The organism is Shinella sp. GW821-FHT10F02, assembly GCF_058809275.1.
On sequence record NZ_JBXASL010000006.1, the window covers coordinates 100,152 to 126,719 of the forward strand.

Sequence of the window (26,568 nt, forward strand, 5' to 3'; positions counted from 1 at the left end):
CTACGCCTTCCGACGAGGGTGGCTAGACCTTCGTCGGGCGGAGGTGCGGCCTCGTCCGATCCGGAGAAAGCGGGACGATCCCCGTCCCCCGAACGGCCACCTTGCCGCGCGGACCGCGTCATCGCTAACTCACGAGACGACGGGCAGCGAAGAATTGTGCCCGCATGCCCCTCCTGCGAGAGCGACAATGCCTGAAAAAACAGCCTTGATCATCGGCGTGACGGGCCAGGACGGCTCCTACCTGACCGAGCTTCTGCTTTCCAAGGGATATCGGGTGCACGGCCTCAAGCGCCGCTCGTCCTCCTTCAATACGGCCCGCATCGATCACCTTTATGTCGATCCGCGGTCACCTGGGGTGCGCTTCCACCTGCATTTCGGCGACCTAACCGATGCGACGAACCTCTGCCGGGTGATCCAGGAGGTCCAGCCGGACGAGATCTACAATCTCGGCGCCCAGAGCCATGTGCAGGTGAGTTTCGAGACGCCGGAATATACCGCGAATACCGACGCGCTCGGCACGCTGCGGCTTCTGGAGGCCATGCGGCTTCTAAAGGTCGGCGAACAATGCCGCTTCTACCAGGCATCGACCTCGGAACTCTTCGGCGGCATCAAGGAAACGCCGCAACGGGAGGGCACGCCGTTCCATCCGCGCAGCCCCTATGCCGCCGCGAAACTCTACGCCTACTGGATGACGGTCAACTATCGCGAGGCCTATGGCTTCCACGCCTCGAACGGCATTCTCTTCAATCATGAAAGTCCGCGCAGGGGCGAAACCTTCGTCACCCGCAAGATCACACGGGCGGTCGCTGCGATCGAATGGGGGCTGCAGGACAAGCTCTATCTCGGCAATCTCGATGCCAAGCGCGACTGGGGGCATGCACGCGACTATGTGGAGGGCATGTGGCGGATCGTGCAGCAGGACGTGCCGGATGACTATGTGCTGGCCACGGGAGAGGCCCATACCGTGCGGGAATTCGTCGAGTGCGCCTTCGATGTGGTGGGAAAATCCATCGAATGGGACGGCGTGGGCGTCGACGAGGTCGGCTACGAGCGCAAGAGCGGCAAGCCGCTCATCCAGATCGACCCCCGTTATTTCCGCCCCGCGGAGGTCGATATCCTGCTTGGCGATGCGAGCAAGGCGCGCGAGCGGCTCGGCTGGCGCCAGACGGTGACCTTCGGCGAGCTCGTCTCGGAGATGGTCGAATCGGACCTGCGGGTGATCACCAAGGAGGAGGGGCGAAATGATCTCCACGGCTGAAGACGACACGGTATCCTACGACCTGCGTGGCAAGCGGGTCTGGGTGGCCGGGCATTCCGGAATGGTCGGCTCGGCGCTGATGCGTCGGCTGAAACGGGAGCGCTGCGACATCCAGACGGTGACGCGCGAGGACCTCGACCTGACGCGCCAGTCCGATACGGAGGCCTGGATGCGCAAGGCGCGGCCGGAGGCGATCTTCATCGCCGCCGCCCGGGTCGGCGGCATCGGCGCCAATGCGCGCTATCCGGCGGAGTTTCTAGCTGAAAACGCCCTCATCCTCCTCAACATCATCAAGACGGCCTCCGAACTCGGCGTCGAAAAGCTGCTTTGCCTCGGATCGAGCTGCATCTACCCCAAACATGCCGAGCAGCCGATCACCGAGGACGCCTTGCTGACCGGCAGCCTGGAGCCGACCAACGAGGCCTATGCCATCGCCAAGATCGCCGGCATAAAGCTCGCCAGCGCCTATGCCGAGCAGCATGGCTGTCGCTTCATTTCGGTGATGCCGACGAACCTCTACGGCCAGAACGACAATTTCGACCTCGACCATTCGCATGTCATCCCGGCGCTGATCCGCAAGATGCACGATGCACGGGTCAGCCATCGCGACAGCGTCGTCGTCTGGGGCACGGGCACGCCGAAGCGGGAGTTCCTGCATGTCGACGACCTCGCGGACGCCTGCGTATTCCTGATGAAGGGATATGAAAGCCCCAAGCTCATCAATATCGGCTCGGGCGAGGAGATCAGCATCGGCGAGCTCGCATTCCTGATCGCCGACGTCATCGATTTTCGCGGCCGCATCGTCTTCGATGCCTTCAAGCCGGATGGCGCACCCCGCAAGCTTCTGGACAGTTCCCGCCTTCACCGGCTCGGCTGGTCGCACAAGATCGCGCTCCGCGCCGGCATCGAGGAACTCTATCATCGCTGGAGGACATCGGGCCGCAACAGCCTGGTCAAGCAGCACCATCCGTAAGGCTCAACCTGCACCGCCGCCTTCCGCCGCCGCCATCAGGCGGGCGAGCGCCGGCAGCGAGCCGGCGCCCATGCGCTTCATGATCGCGGCGCGGTGCGCCTCGACGGTGCGCTGGCTGAGATCCAGATCCTGGGCGATCACCTTGCTGGACTGACCGGCCAGCACCCGTTCGAGAATTTCCCGCTGCCGCCCGGTCAGCGCCGCCAGGCGGTCCTTCGCCAGCCGCTGCCACACGCCGCGCTTGCCGACGTCGCGATTGCGCTCCAGCGCCGCGGCCACGGAGGCCAGCAGGTCGGACGGGCCGATGGGCTTTTCGATGAAATCGGAGGCGCCGGCCTTCATGGCCTGCACGGCCGTAGCGACGTCGCCGGCGCCGGTGATCATGATGATCGGCAATGTAATGCCCTTGCCGCGCAGGGTTTCCAGCACCTTGAGACCGCTCATGCCCGGCAGGTTGACATCCATCAGCACGCACCCCGGTTCCTTGTCGTCGAAGGCGGTGAGAAAGGCCTCGCCGCTCGCGAAGGTCCGCACAGGCCGTTGATGGGCTTCGAACGTCTCGCGCAGCACCTCGCGCATCATGCGGTCATCGTCGACGATAAAGATCTCCGGTCCATCGGACAGGGACGGGGGCGGCGCGTCGGGCCGGTCGTCGTCGAGCCCCGCATTCGAGCGCAGCAGCAGCTGGATCGCTTTCAAGAGATCGTCGAGGCTCACCGGCTTCGGCATATGCAGGCAGTCTTCGGCCGAGAGAAGGCGCAATGTCTCCGCCGAGATATCGCCGGTCAGCACGATCGCGGGAACATCGTCGCCGAGGATGGAGCGAAGGTGTTTTGTCACCTCGATGCCGTTCTTGTCGTGCGGCAGGTTGTTGTCGGCCAGGATGAGCGTCGGCACGACCGCGCCGCTCGCCACAAGCTCGATCGCGGTCTCGCCATTCTCCGCCACATGGACGAGGTGCTGTTCGTCACGCAGCGCAATCTCGATGAGGCTGCGGACCTTCGGGTCGTCCTCCACGACAAGGACGGTGCCGCGCACCGGGGGCGGCGGAGGGCTTTCGCTGATGAAGGCGGGCTTGTCCCTGTGCGGGTCCTCGCGGCCGAGCGCCACATGGATCGAGAAGACCGAGCCCTTGCCAGGCACGGAGCGGACCTGGACCTTGTGGCCGAGCAAAAGGCTGAGGCGCCGCACGATCGACAGGCCGAGCCCAAGACCAAGCTCGTCCTCGGTCGTTTCGTTATAGGCCTGGTGGTACTCGTCGAAAATCGACTGGAGCTCGTGGGAAGGAATGCCGACGCCGCTATCCCAGACCTCAATGGCCAGCGCATCGCCATGGCGCCGGCACCCGAGCAGGATCCTGCCCTTTTTGGTGTATTTGACGGCATTGGCCAGAAGGTTGCGCACGATCTGTTCCAGCAGGCGCGGGTCTGTCCGGATCGGCAGCGTGCAGGGAACGAAGTGGAGCGACAGGTCCTTCTCTATCGCGCTGTAGCTGAATTCCTCGTGCAGCCGTTCGAGCACGTCGTTGACGCTGCAGGTCACGATCCGCGGATAGACGGTGCCGGCCTCGATCTGGTTGATGTCGAGCAGGGCATTGAGCATAGCCGACATCGAGCCGAGCGTATCGCGAAAACTCCGTACCAGCCGCTGCGCCTTTTCGCCCTCGACCGATTTCTCCAGCAGGCCCTGGAGCAGCACCAGCGATTGCAGGGGCTGGCGCAGGTCGTGGCTTGCGGTTGCGAGGAAGCGGGATTTTGCCGCATTGGCTCGCTCTGCCGTGTGTTTGGCCCGGTCGAGCGCATCGGTGGCATGGTGCTGGGTGGTGATGTCGGCGAAGGTGATGACAACGCCTTCCGTGTCTCCCTCCTGGGTCCGGTAGGGCATGATTCGGCGCAGATACCAGGTGCCGCTGGTGGTTCTCACCTCGCGCTCCTTGCCGGTGCTGCCCTTCAGTACGGCGGCGGCGTCGCTGAGCAGCGTCGAATCCGGCACGCGGGAATTGAGGTCGCCGAGCGGCCGGCCGATATCGCCGACGAGCACGTTGAAGATCGCGCGCGTCGCCGGCGTGAAGTAGCGGATGCGCAATTCCAGATCGAGGAAGATCGTCGCGACGTCGGTGCTGTAAAGCACGTTTTCCAGGTCGTTCGCCGTGGCGCGCTGCCGCTCCAGCGCTTCCTGGAGCTGGATGTTGAGCGCGGTGAGCTCCTCGTTCAGCGACTGGAGTTCCTCCTTCGAGGTGAGAAGCTCCTCGTTTGCGGATTGGTATTCCTCGTTGAGCGAAAGCGTCTCCGCATTGATCGCCTTCTGCTCCTCGGCGGCGTTTTCCAGGTCGCGGATCGCGGCCTGGAGTTCCGTCCGGGTGGCGGCCAGTTCGCGTTCCAGCGCGCGAGACCGGGGATCGTCCGGCAGGTTCGTGGTGGCGGTGGCCGGCGCTTCCCGCGCCACATCGAAGAAGCTGACGAGAAACAGGTCCTCGCCGTCGCTGGCGACGGGCTGCACGACGATATCGTAGCGCGACAGGGTGTCGTCCGCATCGTGGTAGAGGCCGGCGGCGACGGTGCGCACCTTTTCCTGCAAGGCACGGTGCAGCGCCGAGCGCAGTTTCGTGTGAATGCTGCGCGGGGTGATCGTGAAGAGATCCTGGGTCGGATAGCCGGGCGCGATGCGCAGGTAGCGCTGCACGGGGCCGAGCGAATAGAGATATTCGTATTTCCGGTTGATCAGCACGGTGGCGGGCGCATAGGCGTCGAGGATCGTGCGGCGGCTGAGGTCGGCAAGCGCCGCCTGGCGGTTCGGGAACTGCGCCTGACCCTGCTGCGCGCGCGCCCGCACGGTGTCGAAGGCGTTGATGGCGAAGCCGTAGCGGCCGCGCTGGCCCTGGCGCCGGAAGATCTTCGCGGCCTTGTCGACGATGTCGAAGCGGCTCGCCCCGCTGCCGACCGTCTCCGTGCTGCCGAGCAGCAGGATGCCGTTTTCGTTGAGCGCAAAATGGCAGAGCGCGATGACCTTGGCCTGCGCTTCCGGCCCGAGATAGATGAGAAGATTGCGGCAGGAGATGAGGTCGATATTGGAGAAGGGCGGGTCGGTGAGGATGTTCTGCACCGCAAAGATCACCGAGGCGCGCAGCTCCGGACCCACGCGGTAGCCGTATTCCTCCGCGATGAAGAAACGCTCCAGGCGCTCCTGCGAGACGTCGGCCTCGATCATCTTCGGATAGTTGCCCTCGCGGGCGAAGGCTATGGCCTCCTCGTCGGCATCGGAGGCGAAGACCTGCAACTTGATGTCGGACTTCGCGTCCGCGATGCATTCCTGCACGAGCATCGCCAGCGAATAGGCTTCCTCGCCGGTGCTGCATCCGGCAACCCACAGCCGCAGCGTCAGCTCGGGCGGGTGATGGCGGAGGAGCTGGGGCACGATCGTGGAGCGCAGGCGATCGAAGATCTCGGGATCGCGGAAGAAGCTCGTGACATTGATGAGGATGTCGGTGGCGAGCTGGGAGAGCTCGAACGGGTTTTCTTCGAGGATGCCGAGATAGCGCGCCCGGTCGGAGGAGGGGATGCCGGCCATGGCCATGCGCCGTTCCAGCCGCCGGTAGAGCGTGCCCTGCTTGTAGAGCGAAAAATCCTTGCCGGTCGACTGGCGCAGGAGGGTAAGGATCGCCTCCATGGTCGCCTGCTTGGAGACGTGCTCCTTGTCCTGCGCGATCGCCGGGGAGGGCGCGCCGTGCAGGGCCTGGCCGATGGCCGAGAGCGGCATGATCTGGTCGGCCATGCCGGAATCGATCACGCTGTTCGGCATGCCCTCGTAGCTGGCCTCGTCCGGATCCTGCACATAGACCCGGCCGCCCGCCTCGCGGATGAATCGGACGCCGAGACTGCCGTCCGTCCCGGTGCCGGAAAGCACCACCGCGGTCGCGCGCGGCCCGTATTCCGTCGCCAGCGAATGCAGCAGGAAATCGTAGGGCATGCGCATGCCGTTGCGCTCCGACGGCGTGCTCAGCCGGATCGTGCCGGCATTGACGGCGATGTAGCGGCCGGGCGGAATGATGAAGAGATGGTCCGGCTCCAGCCGCTGGCCGTCCGCGGCCTCGATCACCGTCATCGGGGTATGGCCCGAGAGCAGGCCCACCAGCATGCTTTCGCGCGCCGGGTCGAGATGCTGGACGAGGATGTAGGCGTTGCCGCCGCCCGACGGCATGGCGTCGAGAAGGGTCCGGCAAGCGTCGAGCCCTCCGGCCGATGCGCCGATCGCGACGACGCCCGCGACGGATCTCGCGCCCACGTCATCCAGTCCCGACGGAGTGCGTGAGGAGGGTCGGCTCGAACTCATGAATGCGATCTCGGGGACACTGCAGACATAGGGAGCGTTCGGTACAACTATAGAGAACTGTGATCAGTATATACGCACGTTAAGCGATTGTATAGCCCCTTTTCTACGTATTTTCCGAATCTGTTCTCAGCTATTTTTTTGATATAATTTAAAGCTAACAGAATGCAGTGCCTACCGAAAATGAATATTGTTTTACGTAGCGTCTTCGGATGTTGCGGCATCTGGAAGTTGTTTTACTTGGTCGGCGCTTAACTGGCAGGGGACAGTTCTCTTTAGGTAAATTGTAGAGTCCGGAGAATTTTGCTGTGGCCGAAATCGCGGGAATAAACGGATGGAGCTACCGGAAGCCTTCGAATGGCGCAGTCCGGTCGGCAGCTTACAAGTCAGCCAACGCGGCGAAGAGTGCGTTTGGAAGTACGCGGGTCCTCGATATCATCGATGAGCGCGCCCTCGACCGGGAATGCCTGTCACAAAGCCTTGTATCGCACGGTCTCGATATGACGATCGTGCTTTTCAACTCCATCGAGACTTGGATGGCGAAATATGCCGAAGCATCGAGCGGCGTGCTGATCAATGTCGGCAGCCACGATGTCACCGAGCCGCGCATCGAGGAGGAGATCCGAACGCTCCTCACGCGCTTCCCCGACCTGCCGGTCATCATCCTTTCCGACAGCCATGACCTGCGGCAGGTGCTGACCGCGCTCGAACTCGGCGTCAGGGGCTTCATTCCCTCGGCCGTCGGCATCGCCGTCTGCGTCAAGGCGATCTCGTTGGCACTTTCGGGCGGCATCTTCATCTCCACCGAAAGCCTGCCGGAACTGCGCCGGCTGATGTCCGTCGCCGACCAGCAGGAGCGCAAGCGCGCCGAGATCTTCACCTACCGGGAAGAAGATGTCATCGCGATGCTCAAGCTCGGCAAGGCCAACAAGATCATCGCCTATGAACTCGACCTGCAGGAAAGCACGGTCAAGGTTCATATCCGCAACATCATGAAGAAGCTGAAGGTGCGCAACCGAACGGAAGTGATCTTCAAGCTGAACGAACTGTTCGACTGAGCCCCAGGACCAATCGACATTCAGCCCATGCCGGCCTGCAAACGGCGATTTTCCGCGCTTCCGGTGCTCACGTACCGAAAGTGCGCTGCGCTCCGGATCACGGAAACTCACCATTTTCGGCATGCCCTGAACTGAATCTCGATTGATCCTACGCCTTTCGGTCAGGTCGCTTTCCCCCAAGAGTGCGGATGCACCCGGCGCTGAAGCGCCGATAGTGCATTGAAGGACCGAACGGGAGAGTTCCATGGACGGCTTCATTCAGGACTTCGCAAATTCCGACAGGCTCCGCCGGCGTGCCCATTGGGTCATCCCCGGCGGCGCCCATACCTATGCCAAGGGGGACGACCAGTATCCGGTGCTGTCCCCCGGTTTCATCGTCGAAGGCCATGGCTGCCATGTCTTCGACGTCGATGGAAACGCCTATATCGAATACGGCATGGGCAACCGCGCGGTCGGCCTCGGCCATGCCTATGCTCCCGTCCTCGATGCCGTGGCACATCAACTGGAGCTCGGCTGCAATTTCACCCGGCCGGCGCGTATCGAGGTCGAGTGCGCCTCGGCCTTCCTCCAGATGGTCCCCGGCGCGGACATGGTGAAATTCTGCAAGGACGGGTCGGATGCGACCTCGGCGGCGGTGCGCCTCGCGCGGGCGGCGACTGGCCGGGACTACATTGCGCGCTGCCAGGACCATCCGTTCTTCTCCACCGACGACTGGTTCATCGGGACGACGGAGATGAATTCCGGCATTCCCGAGGCCGTGCGCAACCTGACGCTCGGCTTTCGCTACAACGATCTCGACGACGCGCGCGACCTGTTCGCCCGCCATCCGGGCAAGATCGCCGCCTTCATTCTGGAGGCCTCGCGCGGCGACGATCCCGCGGAGGGCTATCTTCATGATCTTCAGGAGCTGTGCCACCAGAACGGCGCACTGTTCATTCTCGACGAGATGATCACCGGCTTCCGCTGGGCGAGGGGCGGTGCGCAGGAATATTACGGGCTGCGGCCGGATCTTTCCTGCTTCGGCAAGGCGCTTGGCAACGGGTTCGCCATCTCCGCGCTCGCCGGTCGGCGCGAGCTCATGGAGCTCGGCGGCATCGAGCAGGTGGAACGGCCGCGCGTCTTCCTGCTGTCGACAACCCACGGCGCCGAGACCCATGCCATGGCGGCGGCGATCGCGACGATGCATGTCTATGCGCAGGAGCCGGTCATCTCGCGCCTGCGCCGCCAGGGGCTGAGGCTGAAGGCCGGCATCGAGCAGGCGATCGTGCATCACGGCCTCCAGCGCTTCGTCTCCGTCGCGGGGCATCCCGCCTGCCTGACCTATGCCACGCGGGGACGAGAGGGCACGCCCTCGCAGGCCTTCCGGACGCTGTTGCTGCAGGAGACCATCCGCCGCGGCGTGCTCGCGCCGTCGCTGGTGGTGAGCTACACCCATGGCGACGACGAGATAGACCAGACCATCGCGGCCTTCGACGGCGCGCTCGGCGTCTATCATCTGGCCCTCGAACACGGCATCGAGAACTACCTCGTCGGGCGTCCGTCCGACGTCGTCTTCCGCCGCTACAACAGCTTGCCGAATATCGAGGAACCGGTGGTGGCGGCCCGGACCGCCTGACCCTGTCCAAAAGAAGTAGGCTTTGTAACCCAGTGCCTCCTTCCGGTGCGCAGCGCCGTCTTTGTCATCAATCGTGCTCCGCTGCGCACCGTTTTAGCATCCCTCTACAATCACTTATGGGGAGATCCGGATATGAAGGTGCTTGTCACGGGACACCAGGGCTATATCGGCGCCGTCATGGTGCCGATCCTCTTGAAGGCGGGGCACGACGTGCACGGCTATGATAGCCGGCTCTACCGCCGCTGCTCCTATGCGCCCGGCGGCCCGATGACCGAGGTTCCCTCCGTCCTGAAGGACGTGCGCGACATTTCCGCGAGGGACTTGGAAGGTTTCGACGCGGTCGTCCACCTGGCGGCGCTGTCGAACGATCCGCTGAGCAATCTCGATCCGGACGTCACCTACGATATTAACCACAAGGGCAGCGTGCGGGTCGCGCGCGCGGCGCGAGAGGCCGGCGTCAGCCGCTTTCTCTTCGCCTCCTCGTGCAGCAATTACGGCCTTGCCGGGGACGACCTCGTCAACGAGGACGCGCCGCTCAATCCGGTCTCGGCCTATGGCATTTCCAAGGTCCGGGCGGAGGGGGATATCGGCGCGCTTGCGGATCGCAACTTCTGCCCCGTCTTCCTCAGGCCGGCGACGGCCTACGGCCTGTCGCCCATGCTGCGCTTCGATATCGTGCTGAACAATCTCGTCGCCTGGGCAGTCACCAAGAGCCTCATCCTGCTGAAATCGGACGGCACGCCCTGGCGGCCGATCGTGCATGTCGAGGACATTTCCCGCGCCTTCCTGGCGGCGCTGGAGGCGCCCCGGGACGTCGTCTTCAACCAGGCCTTCAATGTCGGCCAGACCGCGCACAACTACCGCATCCGCGACATCGCCGACGTGGTGGCCGAAACCGTGCCGGGCTGCCGGCTGGAATATGCCAGCGAGGCGGGCCCCGATCCGCGTTCCTACCGGGTCGATTTCGGCAAGATCGCGCGGACGCTTCCGGCCTTCCGCCCGCAATGGGACGTGGTGGCCGGCGCCCGCCAGCTCTACGCCGCCTATGGCAGCGGCGGGCTGAGCATGGAGGAGTTCGAAGGGCCGCGCTACCAGCGCATCAGCCATATCCGCGACCTCCTGCGCAGCAACACGATCGACCCGGATCTGCGCTGGCTGCCGACGGTCGAAAGCCCGGCGGCGTTGCGACAGGCGCATGCCTGAGGCCGCGCGATGAACGAGGTTCCGAGGGTCGACGGCGGCATGGTGCGGGAGGGGCCTGCCGATCTCGGCGGTGAGCTTCATGCCCTGGTCTCGCGGCTGTTCCCGATCTGCCGCAGCATCACCGGCGCAGGCGTTCGCGAGACGCTCGAGATCCTGTCGGAGCATGTCGACATCGCCGTGAGGGAAGTGCCCTCCGGCACGCCGGTCTTCGACTGGACGGTGCCGCAGGAATGGAGCGTGCGAAACGCCCATATCCGCACGGCGAGCGGCAGGGTCGTGGTGGATTTCGCCCAATCCAACCTCCACCTCGTCAGCTACAGCGAGCCCGTCGCCCGCCGCATGCCGCTCTCGGAACTGCGGGCGCATCTCCACACGCTGCCGGACCAGCCCGACCTGATCCCCTACAGGACCAGCTATTACCGCCGGGACTGGGGCTTTTGCATGCGCCATCGCGACTATCTTGCGCTGGAGGAAGGCGACTACGACGTCTTCATCGACGCCACCCTTGCCGACGGTTCGCTCACCTATGGCGAGGTCTTCCTGCCGGGCACGACGGAGCGTGAGGTGCTGCTCACCGCCCATATCTGCCACCCCTCGCTTGCCAACGACAATTGCTCCGGCCTCGCCGTATTGGCCCTCCTCGCAAGGATGCTTGCCGGGAGGCGCAACCGCTACGGCTATCGCTTCCTCTTCGCGCCGGGCACGATCGGGGCGCTCTGCTGGCTTGCCGGCAACGAGGACAGGCTTGCCCGCATCGACCACGGCCTCGTCGTCTCCTGCATCGGCAACGCCGGCGGGCCGGTCTACAAGCGCAGCCGCCGCGGCGACGCGACGATCGACCGCGTCATGGAAAGCGTGCGCTGTGCTGGACGAAAGGTGACGATGCTCGATTTCAGCCCATACGGTTATGACGAGCGGCAATTCTGCTCGCCGGGCTTCAACCTGCCGGTCGGCCTTCTCCAGCGCAGCGCCTTCGGCACCTTCCCCGAATATCATACCTCCGCCGACAACCTGGATCTCGTACGGCCGGACCATCTCGCATCCTCCTTCCGGATGATCACGGATATCATCGACATACTCGAAACTGACTGGGTGCCGCTCAACCTCTCCCCGAAGGGGGAGCCGCAACTCGGTCGGCGGGGGCTCTATTCGGCGACCGGAGGGCACAAGACGACCTCCGACATCACCATGGCCTATCTCTGGGTGCTGAACCTGGCGGATGGCGGCCATTGCCTGCTCGATATTGCCAGCCGCTCCGGCCTGCCGTTCGCGGATATCGCCTACGCCGCCGACCGACTGAAGCAATGCGGACTGCTCGGCGAAGTGGAGGATTCCGTTAACCGTCAGACGTGATTCAGGAGCGGCCAGGTCCTGTCCTTGTCCGAGACCACGGCCGGCTTCGCCGGCCAGTCGATCGAGAAAGCGGGATCGTCGTAACGGGCGCCGGAGGCTGCGTCGGGCGCGTAGCGCGTCGAAATGAGGTAGCCGACCGCCGCGTCCTCCGTCAGCGACAGGAAGCCGTGGGCAAAGCCTTGGGGAATGTAGAACTGGCGCATGTTTTCCGCGCTGAGTTCCGCCGCCGTCCAGCGGCCGTAAGTGGGCGATTGCGGGCGCAGGTCGACTGCCACGTCCCAGATCGCACCCGCGAGGCACGATACCAGCTTCACCTCCTGGTGCGGCTCGTTCTGGAAGTGCAGGCCGCGAAGCGTGTGTTTTTGCGTCGAGCGGGAGAGGCTGTGCTGGACGAAACGGGTTTCGAGCCCACAGTGCTGCATCTCGTCGGCGCAGAAGGTCCGGGCGAAGGAACCGCGCTCGTCGCGGACGGGAGAGGCTTCGATCAGCCAGACGCCATCGAGATCGGTCCTGGTGAAAAGCATGTGATTCTCCCCTTTTCCGGCGCCATCCTGCCCGATGCGGAGCGCCTGCCAAGTGGGGTTTCCGGGGTAGACCGGTACGTGCGGTTTAGGCTTGGTTAAGGTTCGCTTACACGCGTTTCAGAGTGCTACGCCTTTCGGTCAGGGTAGAATGTTCATATAGTAGTATCGAAGGGTTTTTAGGCTGCGCTTACTCTGCCAACACGTCGAGAAACGGTCCCCGAAGGGCTTGAGGACCGAAAATCACTGTTGGAGGCGTTGCCATGAACTTGCAGGCCGGCCATTCGCTCTCGAATTCACACAATTTGTCGCTTCGCCCGGCGTGCCGGCTGTGCGGCGCTACCCTGAAACACACCGTCGTCGACCTCGGCATGTCACCGCCATGCGAAAGTTTCCGGCAGGAAAGCGAACTTGGGCTGATGGAGGCCTATTATCCGCTGCATGCGCGGGTCTGCGAGGCCTGCCTGCTCGTCCAGCTGGAAGAGTTCGTCAGCCCAGAAAGCATCTTCGAGGAGTATGCCTACTTCTCTTCCTACTCCACGAGCTGGGTGGCGCATGCGGAGCGCTATTGCGAAGAGGTGATCAACCGCTTCGCCCTCGACAGGCACAGCTTCGTCGTGGAGCTCGCAAGCAATGACGGTTACCTCCTGCAGCATTTCGTGGCGCGCGACATTCCCGTGCTCGGCGTCGAGCCGGCGAGAAACGTCGCCGACGCCGCAATCGCCCGGGGCATCCCGACGCGGGTCGCCTTCTTCGGCAAGCGTCTTGCCGGCGAGATGGCCGCAGCCGGCCAGAAGGCCGACCTGATCGTCGCCAACAACGTGCTGGCGCAGGTGCCCGACATCAACGACTTCCTGGCGGGCATGAAGCGCATTCTGAAGCCGCAGGGCGTCGTGACCATCGAATTCCCGCATGTCGCGACGCTGATTGCGGAAAACCAGTTCGACCAGATCTACCACGAGCATTTCTCGTATTTTTCGCTGTTCACGGTGCAGATCGCCGCAAGGGTGCACGGCCTGGAGATCTTCGACGTCGAGGAATTGCCGACCCATGGCGGTTCGCTGCGGGTCTATCTCGGCCATGCGGGCCGCTGCGGGGTGATCAGCCCGAATGTCGCCGGCCTGCTGGGGCAGGAGCGCCGCGCCGGCCTGCACGACGTGGAGGCCTATACGTCCTTCTCCATCCGGGCGCGGCAGGCCAAACGCAACCTGCTCTACTACCTCATCAGTGTGAAGGAGCGCGGCGGCCGCATCTGCGGCTACGGCGCGCCGGGCAAGGGCAACACGCTGTTGAACTATTGCGGCATCGGCACGGATTTCCTGGATTTCACGGTCGACCGCAATCCCTACAAGCACGGCCGCTACACGCCGGGCATGCACATACCCATCCTGCCCGTCGAGGCGATCGACACGCATCGGCCGGACTACATTCTCATCCTGCCCTGGAACCTGAAGGCCGAAATCATCGGCCAGATGCGCCATGTCGGCGAATGGGGCGCGAAGTTCATCGTGCCGATCCCCGAAGTCAGTGTGCTCGATCCGCTGGAGGTGCTGTCATGAAGGTGGTGCTTTTCTGCGGCGGCCGTGGCACGCGCATCCGGGACTATTCGGAAAGCATACCCAAGCCGATGATCCCGCTCGGCGCCCAGCCGATCCTGCGCCATGTCATGCAATATTACGCCTCCTACGGCCATGACGATTTCACCCTGTGCCTCGGCTACAAGTCGAACGTCATCAAGGACTTCTTCCTGAACTGCCGGCCGCAGACCTTTTCGGACTGCGTCGTCTCCGGTGAGGGCAGGGTGGAGCTTCTGGGCGACGCGCAGCAGCAATGGCGCATCGCGCTGATCGACACCGGCATCTGGCGCAATATCGGCGAACGCCTCTGGGCGGTGCGCGAGCAGGTGAAGGGCGAGCGCATGTTCCTCGCCAACTACAGCGACGGCCTCACCGACGTCGATCTCGACGACATGGTCGCCCGCTTCGAGGCAAGCGGCAAGATCGCCTGCTTCCTGGCCGTGCGCCCGCCGCTGACCTACCACATCGCCGATATCGACGAGACCGGCCGGGTACGCGAGTTCCGCTCGTCCGAGACTTCTGAAATCTGGATCAACGGCGGCTACTTCCTGATGCGCCGCGAGATCTTCGACTATATGCGCGAAGGCGAGGAACTGGTTCTCGAACCCTTCCTGCGGCTGATCGCGGACGACATGCTGATGGCCTACAAACACGAGGGCTTCTGGCGCTCGATGGATACGCTGCGCGACTGGCAGATGCTGGAGGAAATGGTCGAACGCGGCGAGATGCCGTGGGTCCGCCAGGTTCCGGGCGAGCGCGTATCGAACCTTCGCGTGGCGGGCCGGTCATGAAAGCGCTGCCCATGGCGTCTGCCGGCCACCGGTTGCGCATCCTGTGCCTGGGCGCGCATGCCGACGATATCGAGATCGGTGCCGGCGGCACGATCCTCGGCCTGATCGCCGCGGGCGTGAAGCTGGAGGTCCACTGGTGCGTCATGAGCGCCACCACGGAGCGTGCGGCCGAGACGCGGCGCTCGGCGGCGGCCTTCCTCGAAGGTGCTGCCTCTGCCACGGTCGAGGTGTGCGGTTTCGAGGACAGCTACTTCCCGAGCCAGAGCCGCGAAATCAAGGCTTTCCTGCTGGATTTGCGCGAAAGAGTAGAGCCGGACGTCATTTTTACCCATAGCCGGCGCGATGCGCATCAAGATCATCGAGAGCTAAATAAGTTAACAATGAATATATTCAGGGACCACTTCGTCTTAGAATATGAGATCCCGAAATGGGACGGGGACATCACGGAACGCAATGCCTACGTACCCCTGTTGCCCGGCGTGATCGATCGAAAGATCGACCTGCTCATGGAGCACTTCGCCACGCAGAGGTCCAAGGATTGGTTCCACGAGGATGTCTTTCGGGGTTTGGCCCGCATGCGTGGAATGGAATGCCGTTCGCCTTCGCTTTTCGCGGAAGCCTTCACGGTACGCAAGATGGCCCTCGCATAGAAGGCGATGCAGATCGCCGGGGTTCAAGTAGATGCGGAGACAGTCGCTAACTCGTAATTTTGACCAGGAATCTAGTGAGGGGTATCATGGTAAGAGACGACGAGATGGATTCCGACAGGGAATCGATTGATATTTTCCGGACGGCAGGACTGACCAGCAGCGACATTCGTGTCGACTTCAGGGATCAGATGGAACGGCACTCGCAGCGTTATGCTGTCAACGACTACGTCGCGATCTTCGACAAGCGTAACCTCGATCGTGAATGTCTGGCCAACAGCCTCGATTCCCACCAGATCGGCATCAGCATCTTCACCTTCTCGGGCCTGGCGAGCTGGCAGCAGCGCAAGGGCTCGCTCGGCACGCTGCGCGCCGCCCTTCTCAACATCGGCAGCAACGACATCACCGATCCCGGGCTTCGCGACGAGATCACCCAGCTCGTGACGACGCTGGAGCCGGTGCCGGTCGTCGTGCTTTCGGACAATCATGCCATCGAACACGTCTTGCAGGTCATCGATCTCGGCGTGCACGGGCTCATTCCAAGCACGGTCGATATCGACGTCTGCATCGAGGCGATCGGGCTTGCCATCGCCGGCGGGCAGTTCGTGCCGGCCAGCAGCGTGCTGGCGATGCGCGGCCTGCTCGGCAGCTACGCCTCGCGCAAGATCTGCGGTTCCGCCTTCACGGTGCGCCAGGCCGCCGTCGCCGAGGCGCTGCGCCGCGGCAAGGCGAACAAGATGATCGCCCGCGAACTCAACCTCTGCGAAAGCACGGTCAAAGTGCACATTCGCAACATCATGAAGAAGCTCGGCGCCACCAACCGCACGGAAGTCGCCTGCAAGGTCGGCGAAATCCTGACGGACGAGACGCTTCAGAACAGCAGGGCGTAAGCCCGCTCCGCAACAGGAAGTCCGTCATGATCTGGTCCGAAAATCAGGCCGGCCCGGAGGAGTCTGCGATTCCCAGGGTGCTTTCGGTCATCGTCGAGCGCCGGTGGCTGATCCTCTTCTGCGTTGCCGTGGGCATGGGGGCTGCCGCCGTCGGCTATCAGGACCAGCCGTCGCGCTACCGGGCCGAGGCGGTGCTGGCGCTCGATGCGCGCAAATTTCAGGCCCTGCCGACCGAATCCGTCATTTCATCGCTGCCGCAGGAAAGCCCGGTGCTGCGCACCGAGGTCGATATCATCTCGTCGCGCTCGATGGCCGAAAGGGTCCTGGCCTATCTGCAGGCCTCGGGCGTCGATGTCGCCAAGGGTTTCGTCCTGACGGCGGAAAGCGGCACCGCCCAGGCGTCGCCCGGCCACGCCACCCGCGTGATCGCCGACAGGCGCGTGCTCATCGACAAGCTGACCTCCGGCGTGCGCGTCACGAATGACGGCCGCTCCTACACGATCTACGTCGCCTTCAGCGGCACGGAGCCGCAGTTCACCGCCGACGTCGCCAACGCCTATGCGGAAACCTACATCAACTACCAGGTCGATCTCCAGACGACGGCAACACGGCGCGTCAGCGACTGGCTCGGCACGCGCCTTGTCAGCCTGCGCAGCGACCTGGAACGCTCGGAGCATACGGCGACCTCGTTCCGCGAAAAATCCGGCATCGTCAAGTCGAACGGCACGACCCTGCTGTCGCAGCAGATCGCCGGGCTGAATGCGGAATTGGCCCGGCTGCGCGCCCAGCTTGCCGGCTCGGTTGCGCGGCTTGCCACCGCAATCGACGCGTCGGAAGGAAAGGGCGGTCTCGCCCTGTCGGAGGTCCTCAACTCCCCGGCGATCCAGCAGCTTCGCACCGAGGAAGCACGCCTCAAGCGCCTGCTTGCGGCAATCAGCGAGAGCGGCGCGGTGAAGAACCCGCAGATCCCCGACCTGAAATCGCAGCTCGCCACGATCCAGGCGCAGATCGACGTCGAGGTGGAGCAGATCGTCGGCAGCCTGCGCAACGAGATCGAGGTCACCCGGCGCCAGCAGTCCGGCCTTGAGGCCAGCCTGAAACAGCTCCAGACGGAAATGTCGACGGCCAACGAATCGATCGTCCAGGCCGACCAGCTTGACCGCGAGGCGAGCGCCAACCGGGCGATCTACGAGAGCTACCTGACGCGCTACAAGCAGACGATCGAACAGGACGGCATTGCCATGGCGGAGGCGCGCATCATTTCGCGCGCCATGCCGTCCGGCACGCCGTCGAGCCCGGATCTTTCGGCCTGGCTGCTGGGCGGGCTGATGTTCGGCCTTGGCGGCGGCGCGTTCTCGACCCTTCTCCTGGAACTGCGCGCAAGCTTCCGGCGTCGTCCCGATCCGGCCGAAAGCAACCTTGGGAGCCCAATCATCGGCCGCATCCCGGAGCTTTCTCCGCAGCAGCGCTCCAATGTCGCGGGCATCATCCGTGATTCCCTTTCGCCCTTCGCCCAGGCCGTGGCCGATGTGCAGGGCCGTCTGCGGCTTTCCGCCCGGTCGGGCAACGTGCTGGTGGTTTCCGTGACATCGGCAGGCCCCGGCGAGGGCAAGACACTCGTCGCCTCCTGTCTTGCCCGCTCGCTGGCCGCCACGGGGCTGCGCACCGTCATCATGGACACCAATCTCACGGCCCCCGGCATTGCCGACGAATTCAGCGTCCTGCCGCTGCGCACGGTGGATACGGTTGCGGCATCCGAGGACGTGCCGATCGACGAGCTCATCCGCCGCGACGGGGCGTCCGGCCTCGACCTGATCTGCGCCGGCAGGGTCGATGTGCCCGCCGAACATATTCTCGGCCACAAGGGTTTTGCGCGCCTGCTCTGTACCCTCCGGCAGACCTATGACGTCGTGATCGTCGACTCGACGGCGCTGTCGAACGGTTCCAGCGCGCTGCTCGTCTCCTCGCTTGCCGATACGACAGTGCTCGTCGTTCCGGCCGGCAGCGATTCCGTGCGCACGGTGCGGGCGCTGCGCACCCTCAAGACGGCCGGCATCGTGGTCGGCGGGCTCATCATCAACAACGCGGCAAGCCGCCGCAACGTCGTGTCTCTCGTCACGGACCACCATCGGTCCGCGGCCGACGCCGGAAAACGTAGCGAAAACCCCATCGACACGCCGTCGATCGTCGGGATGTGAGGCTCGAAACGTCATGGCAAAAGTCCAGGCCCTAACACGCAAACAGCATCGGCCACCGCCGAGTATGCTTTGGCTGGCGCTTCTGGCGTGCCTGCTGTTCCTCGCCCAGGCGATTGCGGCGGCAGGCGCGGAGGACCAGCGCTATCGGCTGGCCAGCGGCGACGTGCTGCGCATCACGGTTTACGGCGACCTCGGATTGAGCGGGTCCTTTCCCATCGGCACGGACGGCACGATCGGCTATCCGCTGCTCGGCAACATCACGGCTGCCGGCAAGAGCATCGACGAGGTCCGCGAAACGATCGATGCGGGGCTGAAGGTGCATATCGCCAATCTTTCCGCATCTGTCGTAGTGGAAGCCTATGCCCCCGTCTTCATCGTCGGCGAAGTCCAGAAGCCCGGCCGCTACGAGTTCCGTCCCGGCATGATCGCGCTCGAACTGTTCGCGCTCGGCGGCGGGCAGAAGGAGGCGCTGGCGCAGGGGGAAAATGCCGGCGTGCAGCTCGCCGGCCTGCGGCAGGAATATGCCGATCTCGGCATGCAGCTTCTGGCGCAGGATGTGAAGCGGGCGCGCCTCGAAGCGGAACTGAACGAACGGGACTTCAGCTATGTGGCCCGCGAAGAGCTCGGCACGCCCGATCCGCGCATCGTCCAGCAGGTCGTGCAGTCCGAGCGCACGCTGTTCGAGCTTCGCCGCGCGACGCTCGCCACCGAGCTCGAAAGCCTGGAGGTCCAGAAGAAAAGTTATGTCGAGGAGATCGACACGCTGGAGCGCAGCGGCAAGCTGCGTGATGGCGAACTCGCCCTGCTGGACGAGGACGTAAAGCAGGCCCGCACCATGGTGGATCGCGGCATTACGTCCAAGACCCAGCTTCGCGAGAAACAGCGCGAAATATCCGCGACCAACCGCGACGTGCTGGAGTTCGGCTCCTTCCTCGCCCGCGCGCGCCAGAACCTGACCGCGATCGACGGCCGGCTGGTCTCCATGCGCGGACAGCGCCGCGGGGACGTTGCGGCGGAACTGCGCGAGGTGAACATCGATATCCTGCGCCTTCGCCGCAAGATGGCCTACAGCGTCCAGGCCATGGCCGAGGCCGGCATCGCCCTGCAAAAGAAGGACGGCAGCCGGCAGGCCGCTTTCCGCTTTTCCGCCATTCGGTTGCTCGATGGCCAATATAAAGAAGTCGAGGTCGGCCAGACCGATCCGGTGATGGCCGGCGACATCCTGCGGGTGAGCCTCGCGCTGGAAGAAGGCGACGTCGTCGTCCAGCGCTAGGGCAGACCCTGCCGAATCATTGTGCATTCAGCGATCGACCAGCACGCGAGCGAGAAGCAGGTCCTGCTGCTTGGCAAGCGCGGAACGGATCATCGCATTGCGCCGGGCGATCGCCTTGCCTGCGGCATGCAGGTCGCCGAGGACGATCCGGACCTGCCTCAAGAGCAGGTCCGCGTCGAATGTCTCTATATGCTGGCAGAACGGGATCCGGCCGAATTCGGCCATCAGCTCGTCATTCTTCTCCGCATAGCCGAGCGAGAGTGTCGGCCGGCCGAGTTTCAGCGCGCAGAGCAGGTTGCTGTAGCGCGAGACGATGGCGATATCGACCTTCTGGATTTCTTCCATCACGGCGTGCAGCGAGGTGGTCCGCGCCGCTGACAAACGACCGCCGCCGCTTCCGGCGAAAGCGATGCGTATATCGTCGAGAGTCGTTTCGTCCGATATGTCGCCCATGAAGAGACGCACGTCGTAGCCCTCGTCGAGCAGCCCGCGCACCACGCGCAGCATCTTGTCCAGATAGGTCCGGTAGATCGCCTCTGCGCCGACATGGTCGCGCTGCCACCCGCGGTAATGCATGACGCCGATGCCGATCGTCGTCGGCCGTTCCGTCGCGATAGGGCGGGCTGGTTTGCGCAAGCCGAAGGCGATGTCGGGAAATCGGTGGTCGGATGAGGTGTCGATGCCGAGGCCCTGCACATAACGCAGCGAGTAGTCGTCGCGGTAGGAACGGTAATCGGCCAAACGCACCGCCGATTTCAGGAACCAGCGGCTGAGCCTGCCGTGGATCGGCCCGGCGCCGATGCTGACGAAGGCTATGCGCGCGCCGCGCAGCCGGGCGGCAAGGCACCAGCCATAGACGATGAAGGGCCATCCGAACGCCGTTTCCTGGAAATCGTCGAGGATGCCGGTGCCGGGCACCACCAGCACATCGATTCGTCCGGCCGTCCGCAGCATCGAGACGAGGCCCGCGATCCGGCCGGGGATGCGCCCGAGCCGGGCATCGAGGGCGCGGAAAAACGGACGGGAGAAGGACGCGCCGCGGATGCCGACCGCCTCCAGCGCAAAACGTTCGCCGATCACCGCGGGGTCGGAGCAGATGCACAGCAGGCCGGCCTCCGGGCAGGCCCGGTGCAGGAAGACCAGCATCGCCTCCAGCGAGCCGTCATTGCCCGAGTTTCCGGACCCGAACTGTCCGAGCAGGCCGATCTTCATGAAATTTGTCCACCGCTATCGAGTGGCGCCCCGGATGTCCGGGCATTCAAAAAATGGGCGAGGGCCGCCAGGACGCCAAACTATCGCGCCGCGCCCCGACACGGAAAACAAGGCCATTCGACGTCCCGCCTCCACCAAAAGAGGTAGGCGCCTGGGCGTCTCCTGCGAAGGGCCGGGGCGGCTTTCCAAGACCCAGCTTTTCCGCTGGCGATCCGTCGGGACAATGGGCGTCGAGGGACCGACCATGAAGATCGCCTATTTCGTCCTGCCGCATATGGGCGGCACCTACACCGTGTTCAGGCACCTGCGCGGCGGCCTCGCGCCGCACGGGATCGACCTGCGCTGGGTCGGTCTGTCCCATGGTGGCTGGAGCCTTCAACCAGGGCTGGAGCACGAAGCGGCCTTCGGCACGCTCGTCGAAACGCCACCGGGCGACGGGAAAAGTGCTGCACGAGAGCTTGAACGGGCGATCGTCGCGGAAGGGTTCGACGGCATCATCGTCAATGTGCTCAGCGACCGGGTGCAGACCAATATCGTGCGTTATCTCTCGCCGAAAATCCTGCGCCTGATGGTCGTGCACAACATCACGCCCGGCACCTATGCCGCCGCCCACGCGATCCGGCCGCATGTCCATGCCACTGTCTGCGTCTCGCGACGCTGCCGCGACGATCTGGTGAAGCGCCATCATTTCCCGGCCGAGCGCACCGCCGTCATCGCCAATGCCATCTCGACGGATGCCTATCCCCAGGCCGACCGGCTGCCTCGGCCGATCGGGGAGGGGCTGCGCCTGCTGTTCCTCGGACGAATCGAGGATGCCTCGAAGGGTGTCTTGTGGCTGCCGGAGATTCTTTCCCGGCTGCCGGCCTCGGTGACCCTGACCATTGCCGGCGACGGCCCGGATCTCGCGCGGCTCAAGGCCGCCATGCCTGGCATGGCGCCGCGCATCGTCTATGCCGGTGCCGTCGCGGCCGAAGCGGTGCCGGATATGCTGGCGGCGCACGACGTCTTCCTCATGCCGTCGCGCTACGAAGGGCTGCCGATGGCGCTGGTGGAGGCCATGGCGGCCGGATGCGTGCCGGTCGCCTCGGCGCTGCGCGGCGTCACGGACATGATCGTCGAGGATGGGCGGGACGGCCTGCTGTTTCCGGTCGGCGATCCGGCGAAGGCCGCCGGCCTCATCCGCAGCCTGGACAAGGACCGCGCGCGTCTGCTCGCCCTTTCCATCGGCGCGCGGCGAAAGGTTGCCGGGGCCTTCACCGTCGACCGCATGGCGGCGCATTATGCTTCGGTGCTGCGGGACATCCAGGCGAACCCGCCGCCGCTTGCCGCTCCGCTTCCCATGGACGGCTGGTCGCTGCCGCGAGGCCTGCGCCCGGGCCTGCGTACCTTCCTGCCGCAGCCGTTGAAGAACTGGCTGCGCGTGGTGCGCGAACGGCTCTGATCGAGAGAATCCGTGTCGCCGGCGCGTTGAAATGACGCGCAAAACAAGGGAATCGGGGGGAGGGAAGAAGTGGTGGGCGATGACGGACTCGAACCGCCGACATCCTCGGTGTAAACGAGGCGCTCTACCAACTGAGCTAATCGCCCGCCGCGTTGGTGGCCGTGATCTATGCGGAACCGGATCAAACCGCAAGAGGCAATCGAAAAGTTTTTTGCATTTTTTGAATGTCCCCATGGTGATACAGAAGGGTGTGGAAACATTTCAGGGCGCGTCATTCTTTTGTCGTGAAACCTGCTTGACACCCAAAGGCGAACCCCTTAGTTAGCCGCTCATCGAACGGCTCTGGGCCGCTCGGGACGGGTGCTTCGTCATCCGGACGCTTTCGAGGAATGCGGGTGTAGCTCAGTCGGTTAGAGTGCCGGCCTGTCACGCCGGAGGTCGCGGGTTCGAGCCCCGTCACTCGCGCCACTCGAAAGGCCGGACGAAACAGTCGGGACCGCAAGGTCACAATGCGCGGGTGTAGCTCAGTCGGTTAGAGTGCCGGCCTGTCACGCCGGAGGTCGCGGGTTCGAGCCCCGTCACTCGCGCCATTTTCCCTTTTCCTCCATATATCTGGTGCCGTTTCTTCACACGGCACTTCATGCGATTCGATCGAATCGGCGGAACGATGCTTCGCGTGGTTCTTCGCTGATAATCGGACTTCGTCTTGCTGGTGCAGATTGACGCACCTCGAGCTTCCGTTTGGCGTGATTCCGATACTCGATCCCGATGCCAATTCGAGGTGGGGCAGGGCGTGCGAAGTGATTTCTCTTCGCACCTGCGGCGAAACGCCCGGAATGCCGCCCGTCATGAAATCGTAACGATTTAAATGGCTTTGCCACCTGCCTTTCCGGGCGGTCGGGAAAACAACACAATGATTGCGGCGAAAGCCGGACAAAGCCTTGCGCGGTTGCTCTCACTGCGCTAACGACGTGGCGTTGCAACATACTTTCTCGGCTTGCAGGTCACCGACCAACAGGCGTCTTCCCGGCGCCAGCAGCAGGCAGGATGGACGCCAATGACTGAACTTCTCGGTTCCTATATCCCGATCGCCATCTTCATCGGTATCGCGCTCGTGATCGGCATTGCACTGCTGGTCGCGCCCTTTGCCGTCGCATACAAGGCCCCCGATTCGGAAAAGCTTTCCGCTTACGAGTGCGGCTTCAATGCGTTCGACGATGCGCGCATGAAATTCGACATCCGCTTCTATCTGGTGTCGATCCTCTTCATCATCTTCGACCTCGAAGTGGCCTTCCTCTTCCCCTGGGCCGTCTCCTTCGGCGACATGGGCTGGTTCGGCTTCTGGTCGATGATGGTCTTCCTCGGTGTCCTGACCATCGGCTTCATCTACGAATGGAAGAAGGGAGCACTCGAATGGGAGTAGCATCCACCACGCTCGTCGCGCAGCAGCCGAAGGGGATCATCGATCCCTCGACCGGCAAGCCGATCGGCAGCAACGACGCCTTCTTCGGCGAGATCAACAACGAACTCGCCGACAAGGGTTTCCTCGTCACCTCGACCGACGAGCTCATCACCTGGGCGCGCACCGGCTCGCTGATGTGGATGACCTTCGGTCTTGCCTGCTGCGCCGTCGAGATGATGCAGCTCTCCATGCCGCGTTACGACGTCGAGCGTTTCGGCTTCGCGCCGCGCGCCTCTCCGCGCCAGTCCGACGTCATGATCGTCGCCGGCACGCTGACCAACAAGATGGCGCCCGCGCTCCGCAAGGTCTACGACCAGATGCCGGAACCGCGTTACGTCATCTCGATGGGCTCCTGCGCCAACGGCGGCGGCTACTATCATTATTCCTATTCGGTGGTGCGCGGCTGTGACCGCGTGGTGCCGGTCGATATCTACGTACCAGGCTGTCCTCCCACGGCAGAAGCGCTCCTCTACGGCGTGCTCCTGCTGCAGAAGAAGATCCGCCGGACCGGTACGATCGAGCGATAAGGGCAGGGGACTGACACATGAGCGAAGCCCTCCAGGAGCTGTCCTCCTATATCGGCGAAGCGGCAGGCCAACTCGTCGCGTCTTCGGATATCGCCTATGGCGAACTCACCCTGAAGACGGACGCGGCACGCATCCTCGATCTTCTGACCTTCCTGCGTGATGACGTGCAGTGCGGGTTCGTCAACCTCATCGATGTCTGCGGCGTCGACTGGCCGGCGCGCGCCGAGCGCTTCGACGTGGTCTACCACCTGCTGTCGCCGCGCCAGAACCAGCGCATCCGCATCAAGGTCGCGACTGGCGAGGACGTTCCCGTTCCCTCCGCTTTCCCGGTCTATCCGGGTGCCGACTGGTTCGAGCGCGAAGCCTACGACATGTACGGCATCCTCTTCACCGGCCATCCGGACCTGCGCCGCATCCTCACCGACTACGGTTTCGAGGGGCACCCGCTGCGCAAGGATTTCCCGACCACCGGCTTCGTGGAAGTGCGTTACGACGACGAGGTCAAGCGTGTCGTGTACGAGCCTGTCGAACTGAAGCAGGAATTCCGCAACTTCGATTTTCTCTCTCCCTGGGAAGGCACCGATTACGTGCTGCCGGGCGACGAAAAAGCCAAGCAGTAGGAGTAGGGCGCGGTCATGGGGGCATTCAGCGTATTTCACTGGCTGATCGTGGTCGTCTGCATTGTCAACGTTTTTGCATTGTGGCGACTGCTCCCACGCTCGGGCATTCCGAACTGGGTTGGAATCCTCGGAATTTTCCCGCCTTTTGCCTTCATTCTGCTTTGGATCGTCAGCTTCAAGAAATGGCCTAGCAATGTCTGAGCACAACGTTCGCAATTTCAACATCAACTTCGGCCCGCAGCATCCTGCGGCGCACGGGGTTCTTCGTCTGGTTCTCGAGCTGGACGGCGAAATCGTCGAGCGCGTCGATCCGCATATCGGCCTGCTGCATCGCGGCACCGAAAAGCTCATCGAGACGAAGACCTATCTCCAGGCCGTGCCCTATTTCGACCGCCTCGACTACGTGGCGCCGATGAACCAGGAGCATGCCTTCGCGCTCGCCGTCGAGCGCCTGACGGGCACCGAGGTTCCGATCCGCGGCCAGATCATCCGCGTGCTCTATTCCGAAATCGGCCGCATCCTCTCGCATCTCTTGAACGTCACCACGCAGGCCATGGACGTCGGCGCGCTGACGCCGCCGCTCTGGGGTTTCGAAGAGCGCGAAAAGCTGATGGTGTTCTACGAGCGCGCCTGTGGTGCCCGCATGCACTCGGCCTATATCCGTCCGGGCGGCGTGCACCAGGACCTGCCGCACGAGCTGGTGGAAGACATCGGCAAGTGGATCGACCCGTTCCTGAAGACCGTCGACGATATCGACGAACTCTTGACCGGCAACCGCATCTTCAAGCAGCGCAACGTCGACATCGGCGTCGTGAAGCTGGAAGATTGCTGGGCCTGGGGTTTTTCCGGCGTCATGGTGCGCGGCTCGGGCGCTGCCTGGGACCTGCGCCGTTCCCAGCCCTACGAGTGCTATTCCGATTTCGACTTCGACATTCCGATCGGCAAGAACGGCGACTGCTACGACCGTTACGTCATCCGCATGATCGAGATGCGCGAATCGGCGAAGATCATGCGCCAGTGCGTCAACCGCCTGCTCGGCGACGCCAAGGTCGGCCCGGTCTCCTCGGTCGACGGCAAGATGGTGCCGCCGAAGCGTGGCCAAATGAAGCGTTCGATGGAAGCGCTCATCCACCACTTCAAGCTCTACACCGAGGGCTATCACGTCCCGGCCGGCGAAGTTTACGCAGCCGTCGAGGCGCCGAAGGGCGAGTTCGGCGTCTATCTCGTCGCCGACGGCACCAACAAGCCCTATCGCTGCAAGATCCGCGCCCCGGGCTATGCCCACCTCCAGGCGATGGATTTCATCTGTCGCGGGCACCAGCTCGCCGACGTCTCGGCGATCCTGGGCTCCCTCGACATCGTGTTCGGCGAGGTTGACCGCTGATGCCGAGACTGGCCGCCGCCATCGCCCTCTTGCTGGTGACCGCTTTCGCTGCGCAGGCGCAGGATGCGGAAGGCAGCGTGTCGTCTGCCACGATGGGCGAACTGGTGGACCAGGGTTACGAGATCAAGGCCGCGGCGCCGAACGGCAGCCGCTATGTCGTATTTATGCAGAAAGAGAAGTCGGCCTACGCCTGCGAATTCGTCAACACGGCGCAAACGCAGTGCAGGCAGATTAACTGA

21 protein-coding genes and 3 tRNA genes are annotated in these 26,568 nt (G+C 63.7%); 20 read left to right on the forward strand and 4 right to left on the reverse strand.

Annotated features, from left to right (window positions below; all coding sequences use genetic code 11):
* The first annotated feature begins 187 nt into the window (after nucleotides 1-187).
* Both gmd and AC1RWL_RS19190 read left to right on the forward strand, forming a co-directional pair.
* Nucleotides 188-1,258, forward strand: a complete 1,071-nt coding sequence (gene gmd / locus AC1RWL_RS19185) for a GDP-mannose 4,6-dehydratase (RefSeq protein WP_256118977.1) — start codon at nucleotides 188-190, stop codon at nucleotides 1,256-1,258.
* Entirely contained in the window at nucleotides 1,242-2,231 is a 990-nt protein-coding gene (locus tag AC1RWL_RS19190; RefSeq protein ID WP_305112021.1) for a GDP-L-fucose synthase family protein, read from the forward strand. The genes gmd and AC1RWL_RS19190 overlap by 17 nt, the downstream gene beginning before the upstream one ends.
* Nucleotides 2,232-2,234: 3 nt before the next feature.
* Here AC1RWL_RS19190 and AC1RWL_RS19195 read toward each other — a convergent pair whose 3' ends face one another.
* A complete protein-coding gene (locus tag AC1RWL_RS19195; RefSeq protein WP_493096320.1) occupies nucleotides 2,235-6,512 on the reverse strand; it encodes a chemotaxis protein CheB in 4,278 nt (1,425 codons plus the stop codon).
* 545 nt (nucleotides 6,513-7,057) lie between these two features.
* On the opposite strand from AC1RWL_RS19195, the gene AC1RWL_RS19200 reads away from it, so the two are divergent.
* The 4 genes from AC1RWL_RS19200 (at nucleotide 7,058) to AC1RWL_RS19215 (ending at nucleotide 11,786) form a co-directional block, all read left to right on the forward strand.
* Nucleotides 7,058-7,615 (forward strand): response regulator transcription factor, encoded by a 558-nt coding sequence (locus AC1RWL_RS19200; RefSeq protein WP_256118979.1) that lies wholly within the window; start codon nucleotides 7,058-7,060, stop codon nucleotides 7,613-7,615.
* A gap of 244 nt (nucleotides 7,616-7,859) precedes the next feature.
* Entirely contained in the window at nucleotides 7,860-9,230 is a 1,371-nt protein-coding gene (locus AC1RWL_RS19205) for a glutamate-1-semialdehyde 2,1-aminomutase (RefSeq protein ID WP_493096319.1), read from the forward strand.
* A gap of 132 nt (nucleotides 9,231-9,362) precedes the next feature.
* Nucleotides 9,363-10,433 carry an NAD-dependent epimerase/dehydratase family protein gene (locus tag AC1RWL_RS19210; RefSeq protein WP_493096318.1) on the forward strand — a complete coding sequence of 357 codons (1,071 nt, stop codon included), beginning with the start codon at nucleotides 9,363-9,365 and terminating at the stop codon, nucleotides 10,431-10,433.
* 9 nt (nucleotides 10,434-10,442) lie between these two features.
* Nucleotides 10,443-11,786 (forward strand): DUF4910 domain-containing protein, encoded by a 1,344-nt coding sequence (locus AC1RWL_RS19215; RefSeq protein WP_493096317.1) that lies wholly within the window; start codon nucleotides 10,443-10,445, stop codon nucleotides 11,784-11,786.
* Here the strand turns inward: AC1RWL_RS19215 and rfbC are convergent.
* Nucleotides 11,777-12,310, reverse strand: a complete 534-nt coding sequence (gene rfbC / locus AC1RWL_RS19220) for a dTDP-4-dehydrorhamnose 3,5-epimerase (protein WP_493096316.1) — start codon at nucleotides 12,308-12,310, stop codon at nucleotides 11,777-11,779. The genes AC1RWL_RS19215 and rfbC overlap by 10 nt on opposite strands.
* Before the next feature lie 260 nt (nucleotides 12,311-12,570).
* On the opposite strand from rfbC, the gene AC1RWL_RS19225 reads away from it, so the two are divergent.
* The 6 genes from AC1RWL_RS19225 (at nucleotide 12,571) to AC1RWL_RS19250 (ending at nucleotide 19,683) form a co-directional block, all read left to right on the forward strand.
* Entirely contained in the window at nucleotides 12,571-13,866 is a 1,296-nt protein-coding gene (locus tag AC1RWL_RS19225; protein ID WP_493096315.1) for a methyltransferase domain-containing protein, read from the forward strand.
* Nucleotides 13,863-14,675, forward strand: a complete 813-nt coding sequence (locus tag AC1RWL_RS19230) for a glucose-1-phosphate cytidylyltransferase (RefSeq protein WP_256118985.1) — start codon at nucleotides 13,863-13,865, stop codon at nucleotides 14,673-14,675. Before AC1RWL_RS19225 ends, AC1RWL_RS19230 begins: the two co-directional genes overlap by 4 nt.
* The gene (locus tag AC1RWL_RS19235; protein WP_435265306.1) at nucleotides 14,672-15,325 is read left to right on the forward strand and encodes a PIG-L deacetylase family protein; all 654 of its coding nucleotides are present in this window, start codon (nucleotides 14,672-14,674) and stop codon (nucleotides 15,323-15,325) included. The genes AC1RWL_RS19230 and AC1RWL_RS19235 overlap by 4 nt, the downstream gene beginning before the upstream one ends.
* A gap of 86 nt (nucleotides 15,326-15,411) precedes the next feature.
* On the forward strand, nucleotides 15,412-16,212 hold the full coding sequence (locus tag AC1RWL_RS19240; protein ID WP_439617061.1) for a response regulator transcription factor: 801 nt from the start codon (nucleotides 15,412-15,414) through the stop codon (nucleotides 16,210-16,212).
* Between the two features lie 26 nt (nucleotides 16,213-16,238).
* Nucleotides 16,239-18,410 carry a GumC family protein gene (locus tag AC1RWL_RS19245; protein WP_493096314.1) on the forward strand — a complete coding sequence of 724 codons (2,172 nt, stop codon included), beginning with the start codon at nucleotides 16,239-16,241 and terminating at the stop codon, nucleotides 18,408-18,410.
* 64 nt (nucleotides 18,411-18,474) lie between these two features.
* Nucleotides 18,475-19,683, forward strand: a complete 1,209-nt coding sequence (locus AC1RWL_RS19250) for a polysaccharide biosynthesis/export family protein (protein WP_493096313.1) — start codon at nucleotides 18,475-18,477, stop codon at nucleotides 19,681-19,683.
* A 27-nt stretch (nucleotides 19,684-19,710) separates the two neighbouring features.
* Here AC1RWL_RS19250 and AC1RWL_RS19255 read toward each other — a convergent pair whose 3' ends face one another.
* A complete protein-coding gene (locus AC1RWL_RS19255) occupies nucleotides 19,711-20,895 on the reverse strand; it encodes a polysaccharide pyruvyl transferase family protein (protein WP_493096312.1) in 1,185 nt (394 codons plus the stop codon).
* 244 nt (nucleotides 20,896-21,139) lie between these two features.
* Here AC1RWL_RS19255 and AC1RWL_RS19260 point away from each other — a divergent pair, with 244 nt between their 5' ends.
* Nucleotides 21,140-22,336, forward strand: a complete 1,197-nt coding sequence (locus AC1RWL_RS19260; protein WP_493096311.1) for a glycosyltransferase family 4 protein — start codon at nucleotides 21,140-21,142, stop codon at nucleotides 22,334-22,336.
* A 70-nt stretch (nucleotides 22,337-22,406) separates the two neighbouring features.
* Here the strand turns inward: AC1RWL_RS19260 and AC1RWL_RS19265 are convergent.
* Nucleotides 22,407-22,482, reverse strand: a tRNA-Val gene (locus AC1RWL_RS19265).
* A 245-nt stretch (nucleotides 22,483-22,727) separates the two neighbouring features.
* On the opposite strand from AC1RWL_RS19265, the gene AC1RWL_RS19270 reads away from it, so the two are divergent.
* From AC1RWL_RS19270 to AC1RWL_RS19300, 7 genes are all read left to right on the forward strand, one after another.
* Nucleotides 22,728-22,804: transfer RNA gene (locus AC1RWL_RS19270), tRNA-Asp, on the forward strand.
* Between the two features lie 45 nt (nucleotides 22,805-22,849).
* Nucleotides 22,850-22,926: transfer RNA gene (locus tag AC1RWL_RS19275), tRNA-Asp, on the forward strand.
* Between the two features lie 467 nt (nucleotides 22,927-23,393).
* Nucleotides 23,394-23,759: an NADH-quinone oxidoreductase subunit A gene (locus tag AC1RWL_RS19280; protein WP_119258712.1), complete on the forward strand. Its 366-nt coding sequence runs from the start codon at nucleotides 23,394-23,396 to the stop codon at nucleotides 23,757-23,759.
* Nucleotides 23,750-24,325, forward strand: a complete 576-nt coding sequence (locus tag AC1RWL_RS19285) for a NuoB/complex I 20 kDa subunit family protein (protein WP_256118993.1) — start codon at nucleotides 23,750-23,752, stop codon at nucleotides 24,323-24,325. Before AC1RWL_RS19280 ends, AC1RWL_RS19285 begins: the two co-directional genes overlap by 10 nt.
* A 17-nt stretch (nucleotides 24,326-24,342) precedes the next feature.
* Nucleotides 24,343-24,945, forward strand: coding sequence for an NADH-quinone oxidoreductase subunit C (locus tag AC1RWL_RS19290; RefSeq protein WP_256118994.1), 603 nt, complete (start codon nucleotides 24,343-24,345; stop codon nucleotides 24,943-24,945).
* A gap of 193 nt (nucleotides 24,946-25,138) precedes the next feature.
* Nucleotides 25,139-26,329 (forward strand): NADH-quinone oxidoreductase subunit D, encoded by a 1,191-nt coding sequence (locus AC1RWL_RS19295; protein WP_256118995.1) that lies wholly within the window; start codon nucleotides 25,139-25,141, stop codon nucleotides 26,327-26,329.
* Nucleotides 26,329-26,568, forward strand: coding sequence for a hypothetical protein (locus tag AC1RWL_RS19300; RefSeq protein WP_493096310.1), 240 nt, complete (start codon nucleotides 26,329-26,331; stop codon nucleotides 26,566-26,568). Before AC1RWL_RS19295 ends, AC1RWL_RS19300 begins: the two co-directional genes overlap by 1 nt.

Coding starts and splice junctions, on each gene's coding strand:
- AC1RWL_RS19280 (WP_119258712.1), top strand. CDS start 23,394: ATGACTGAACTTCTCGGTTCCTATATCCCGATCGCCATCTTCATCGGT.
- AC1RWL_RS19205 (WP_493096319.1), top strand. CDS start 7,860: ATGGACGGCTTCATTCAGGACTTCGCAAATTCCGACAGGCTCCGCCGG.
- AC1RWL_RS19300 (WP_493096310.1), top strand. CDS start 26,329: ATGCCGAGACTGGCCGCCGCCATCGCCCTCTTGCTGGTGACCGCTTTC.
- AC1RWL_RS19250 (WP_493096313.1), top strand. CDS start 18,475: ATGCTTTGGCTGGCGCTTCTGGCGTGCCTGCTGTTCCTCGCCCAGGCG.
- AC1RWL_RS19210 (WP_493096318.1), top strand. CDS start 9,363: ATGAAGGTGCTTGTCACGGGACACCAGGGCTATATCGGCGCCGTCATG.
- rfbC (WP_493096316.1), bottom strand. CDS start 12,310: ATGCTTTTCACCAGGACCGATCTCGATGGCGTCTGGCTGATCGAAGCC.
- AC1RWL_RS19260 (WP_493096311.1), top strand. CDS start 21,140: ATGAAGATCGCCTATTTCGTCCTGCCGCATATGGGCGGCACCTACACC.
- AC1RWL_RS19285 (WP_256118993.1), top strand. CDS start 23,750: ATGGGAGTAGCATCCACCACGCTCGTCGCGCAGCAGCCGAAGGGGATC.
- AC1RWL_RS19225 (WP_493096315.1), top strand. CDS start 12,571: ATGAACTTGCAGGCCGGCCATTCGCTCTCGAATTCACACAATTTGTCG.
- AC1RWL_RS19245 (WP_493096314.1), top strand. CDS start 16,239: ATGATCTGGTCCGAAAATCAGGCCGGCCCGGAGGAGTCTGCGATTCCC.
- AC1RWL_RS19240 (WP_439617061.1), top strand. CDS start 15,412: ATGGTAAGAGACGACGAGATGGATTCCGACAGGGAATCGATTGATATT.
- AC1RWL_RS19255 (WP_493096312.1), bottom strand. CDS start 20,895: ATGAAGATCGGCCTGCTCGGACAGTTCGGGTCCGGAAACTCGGGCAAT.
- AC1RWL_RS19235 (WP_435265306.1), top strand. CDS start 14,672: ATGAAAGCGCTGCCCATGGCGTCTGCCGGCCACCGGTTGCGCATCCTG.
- AC1RWL_RS19190 (WP_305112021.1), top strand. CDS start 1,242: ATGATCTCCACGGCTGAAGACGACACGGTATCCTACGACCTGCGTGGC.
- AC1RWL_RS19230 (WP_256118985.1), top strand. CDS start 13,863: ATGAAGGTGGTGCTTTTCTGCGGCGGCCGTGGCACGCGCATCCGGGAC.
- AC1RWL_RS19295 (WP_256118995.1), top strand. CDS start 25,139: ATGTCTGAGCACAACGTTCGCAATTTCAACATCAACTTCGGCCCGCAG.
- AC1RWL_RS19290 (WP_256118994.1), top strand. CDS start 24,343: ATGAGCGAAGCCCTCCAGGAGCTGTCCTCCTATATCGGCGAAGCGGCA.
- AC1RWL_RS19200 (WP_256118979.1), top strand. CDS start 7,058: ATGACGATCGTGCTTTTCAACTCCATCGAGACTTGGATGGCGAAATAT.
- AC1RWL_RS19215 (WP_493096317.1), top strand. CDS start 10,443: ATGAACGAGGTTCCGAGGGTCGACGGCGGCATGGTGCGGGAGGGGCCT.
- gmd (WP_256118977.1), top strand. CDS start 188: ATGCCTGAAAAAACAGCCTTGATCATCGGCGTGACGGGCCAGGACGGC.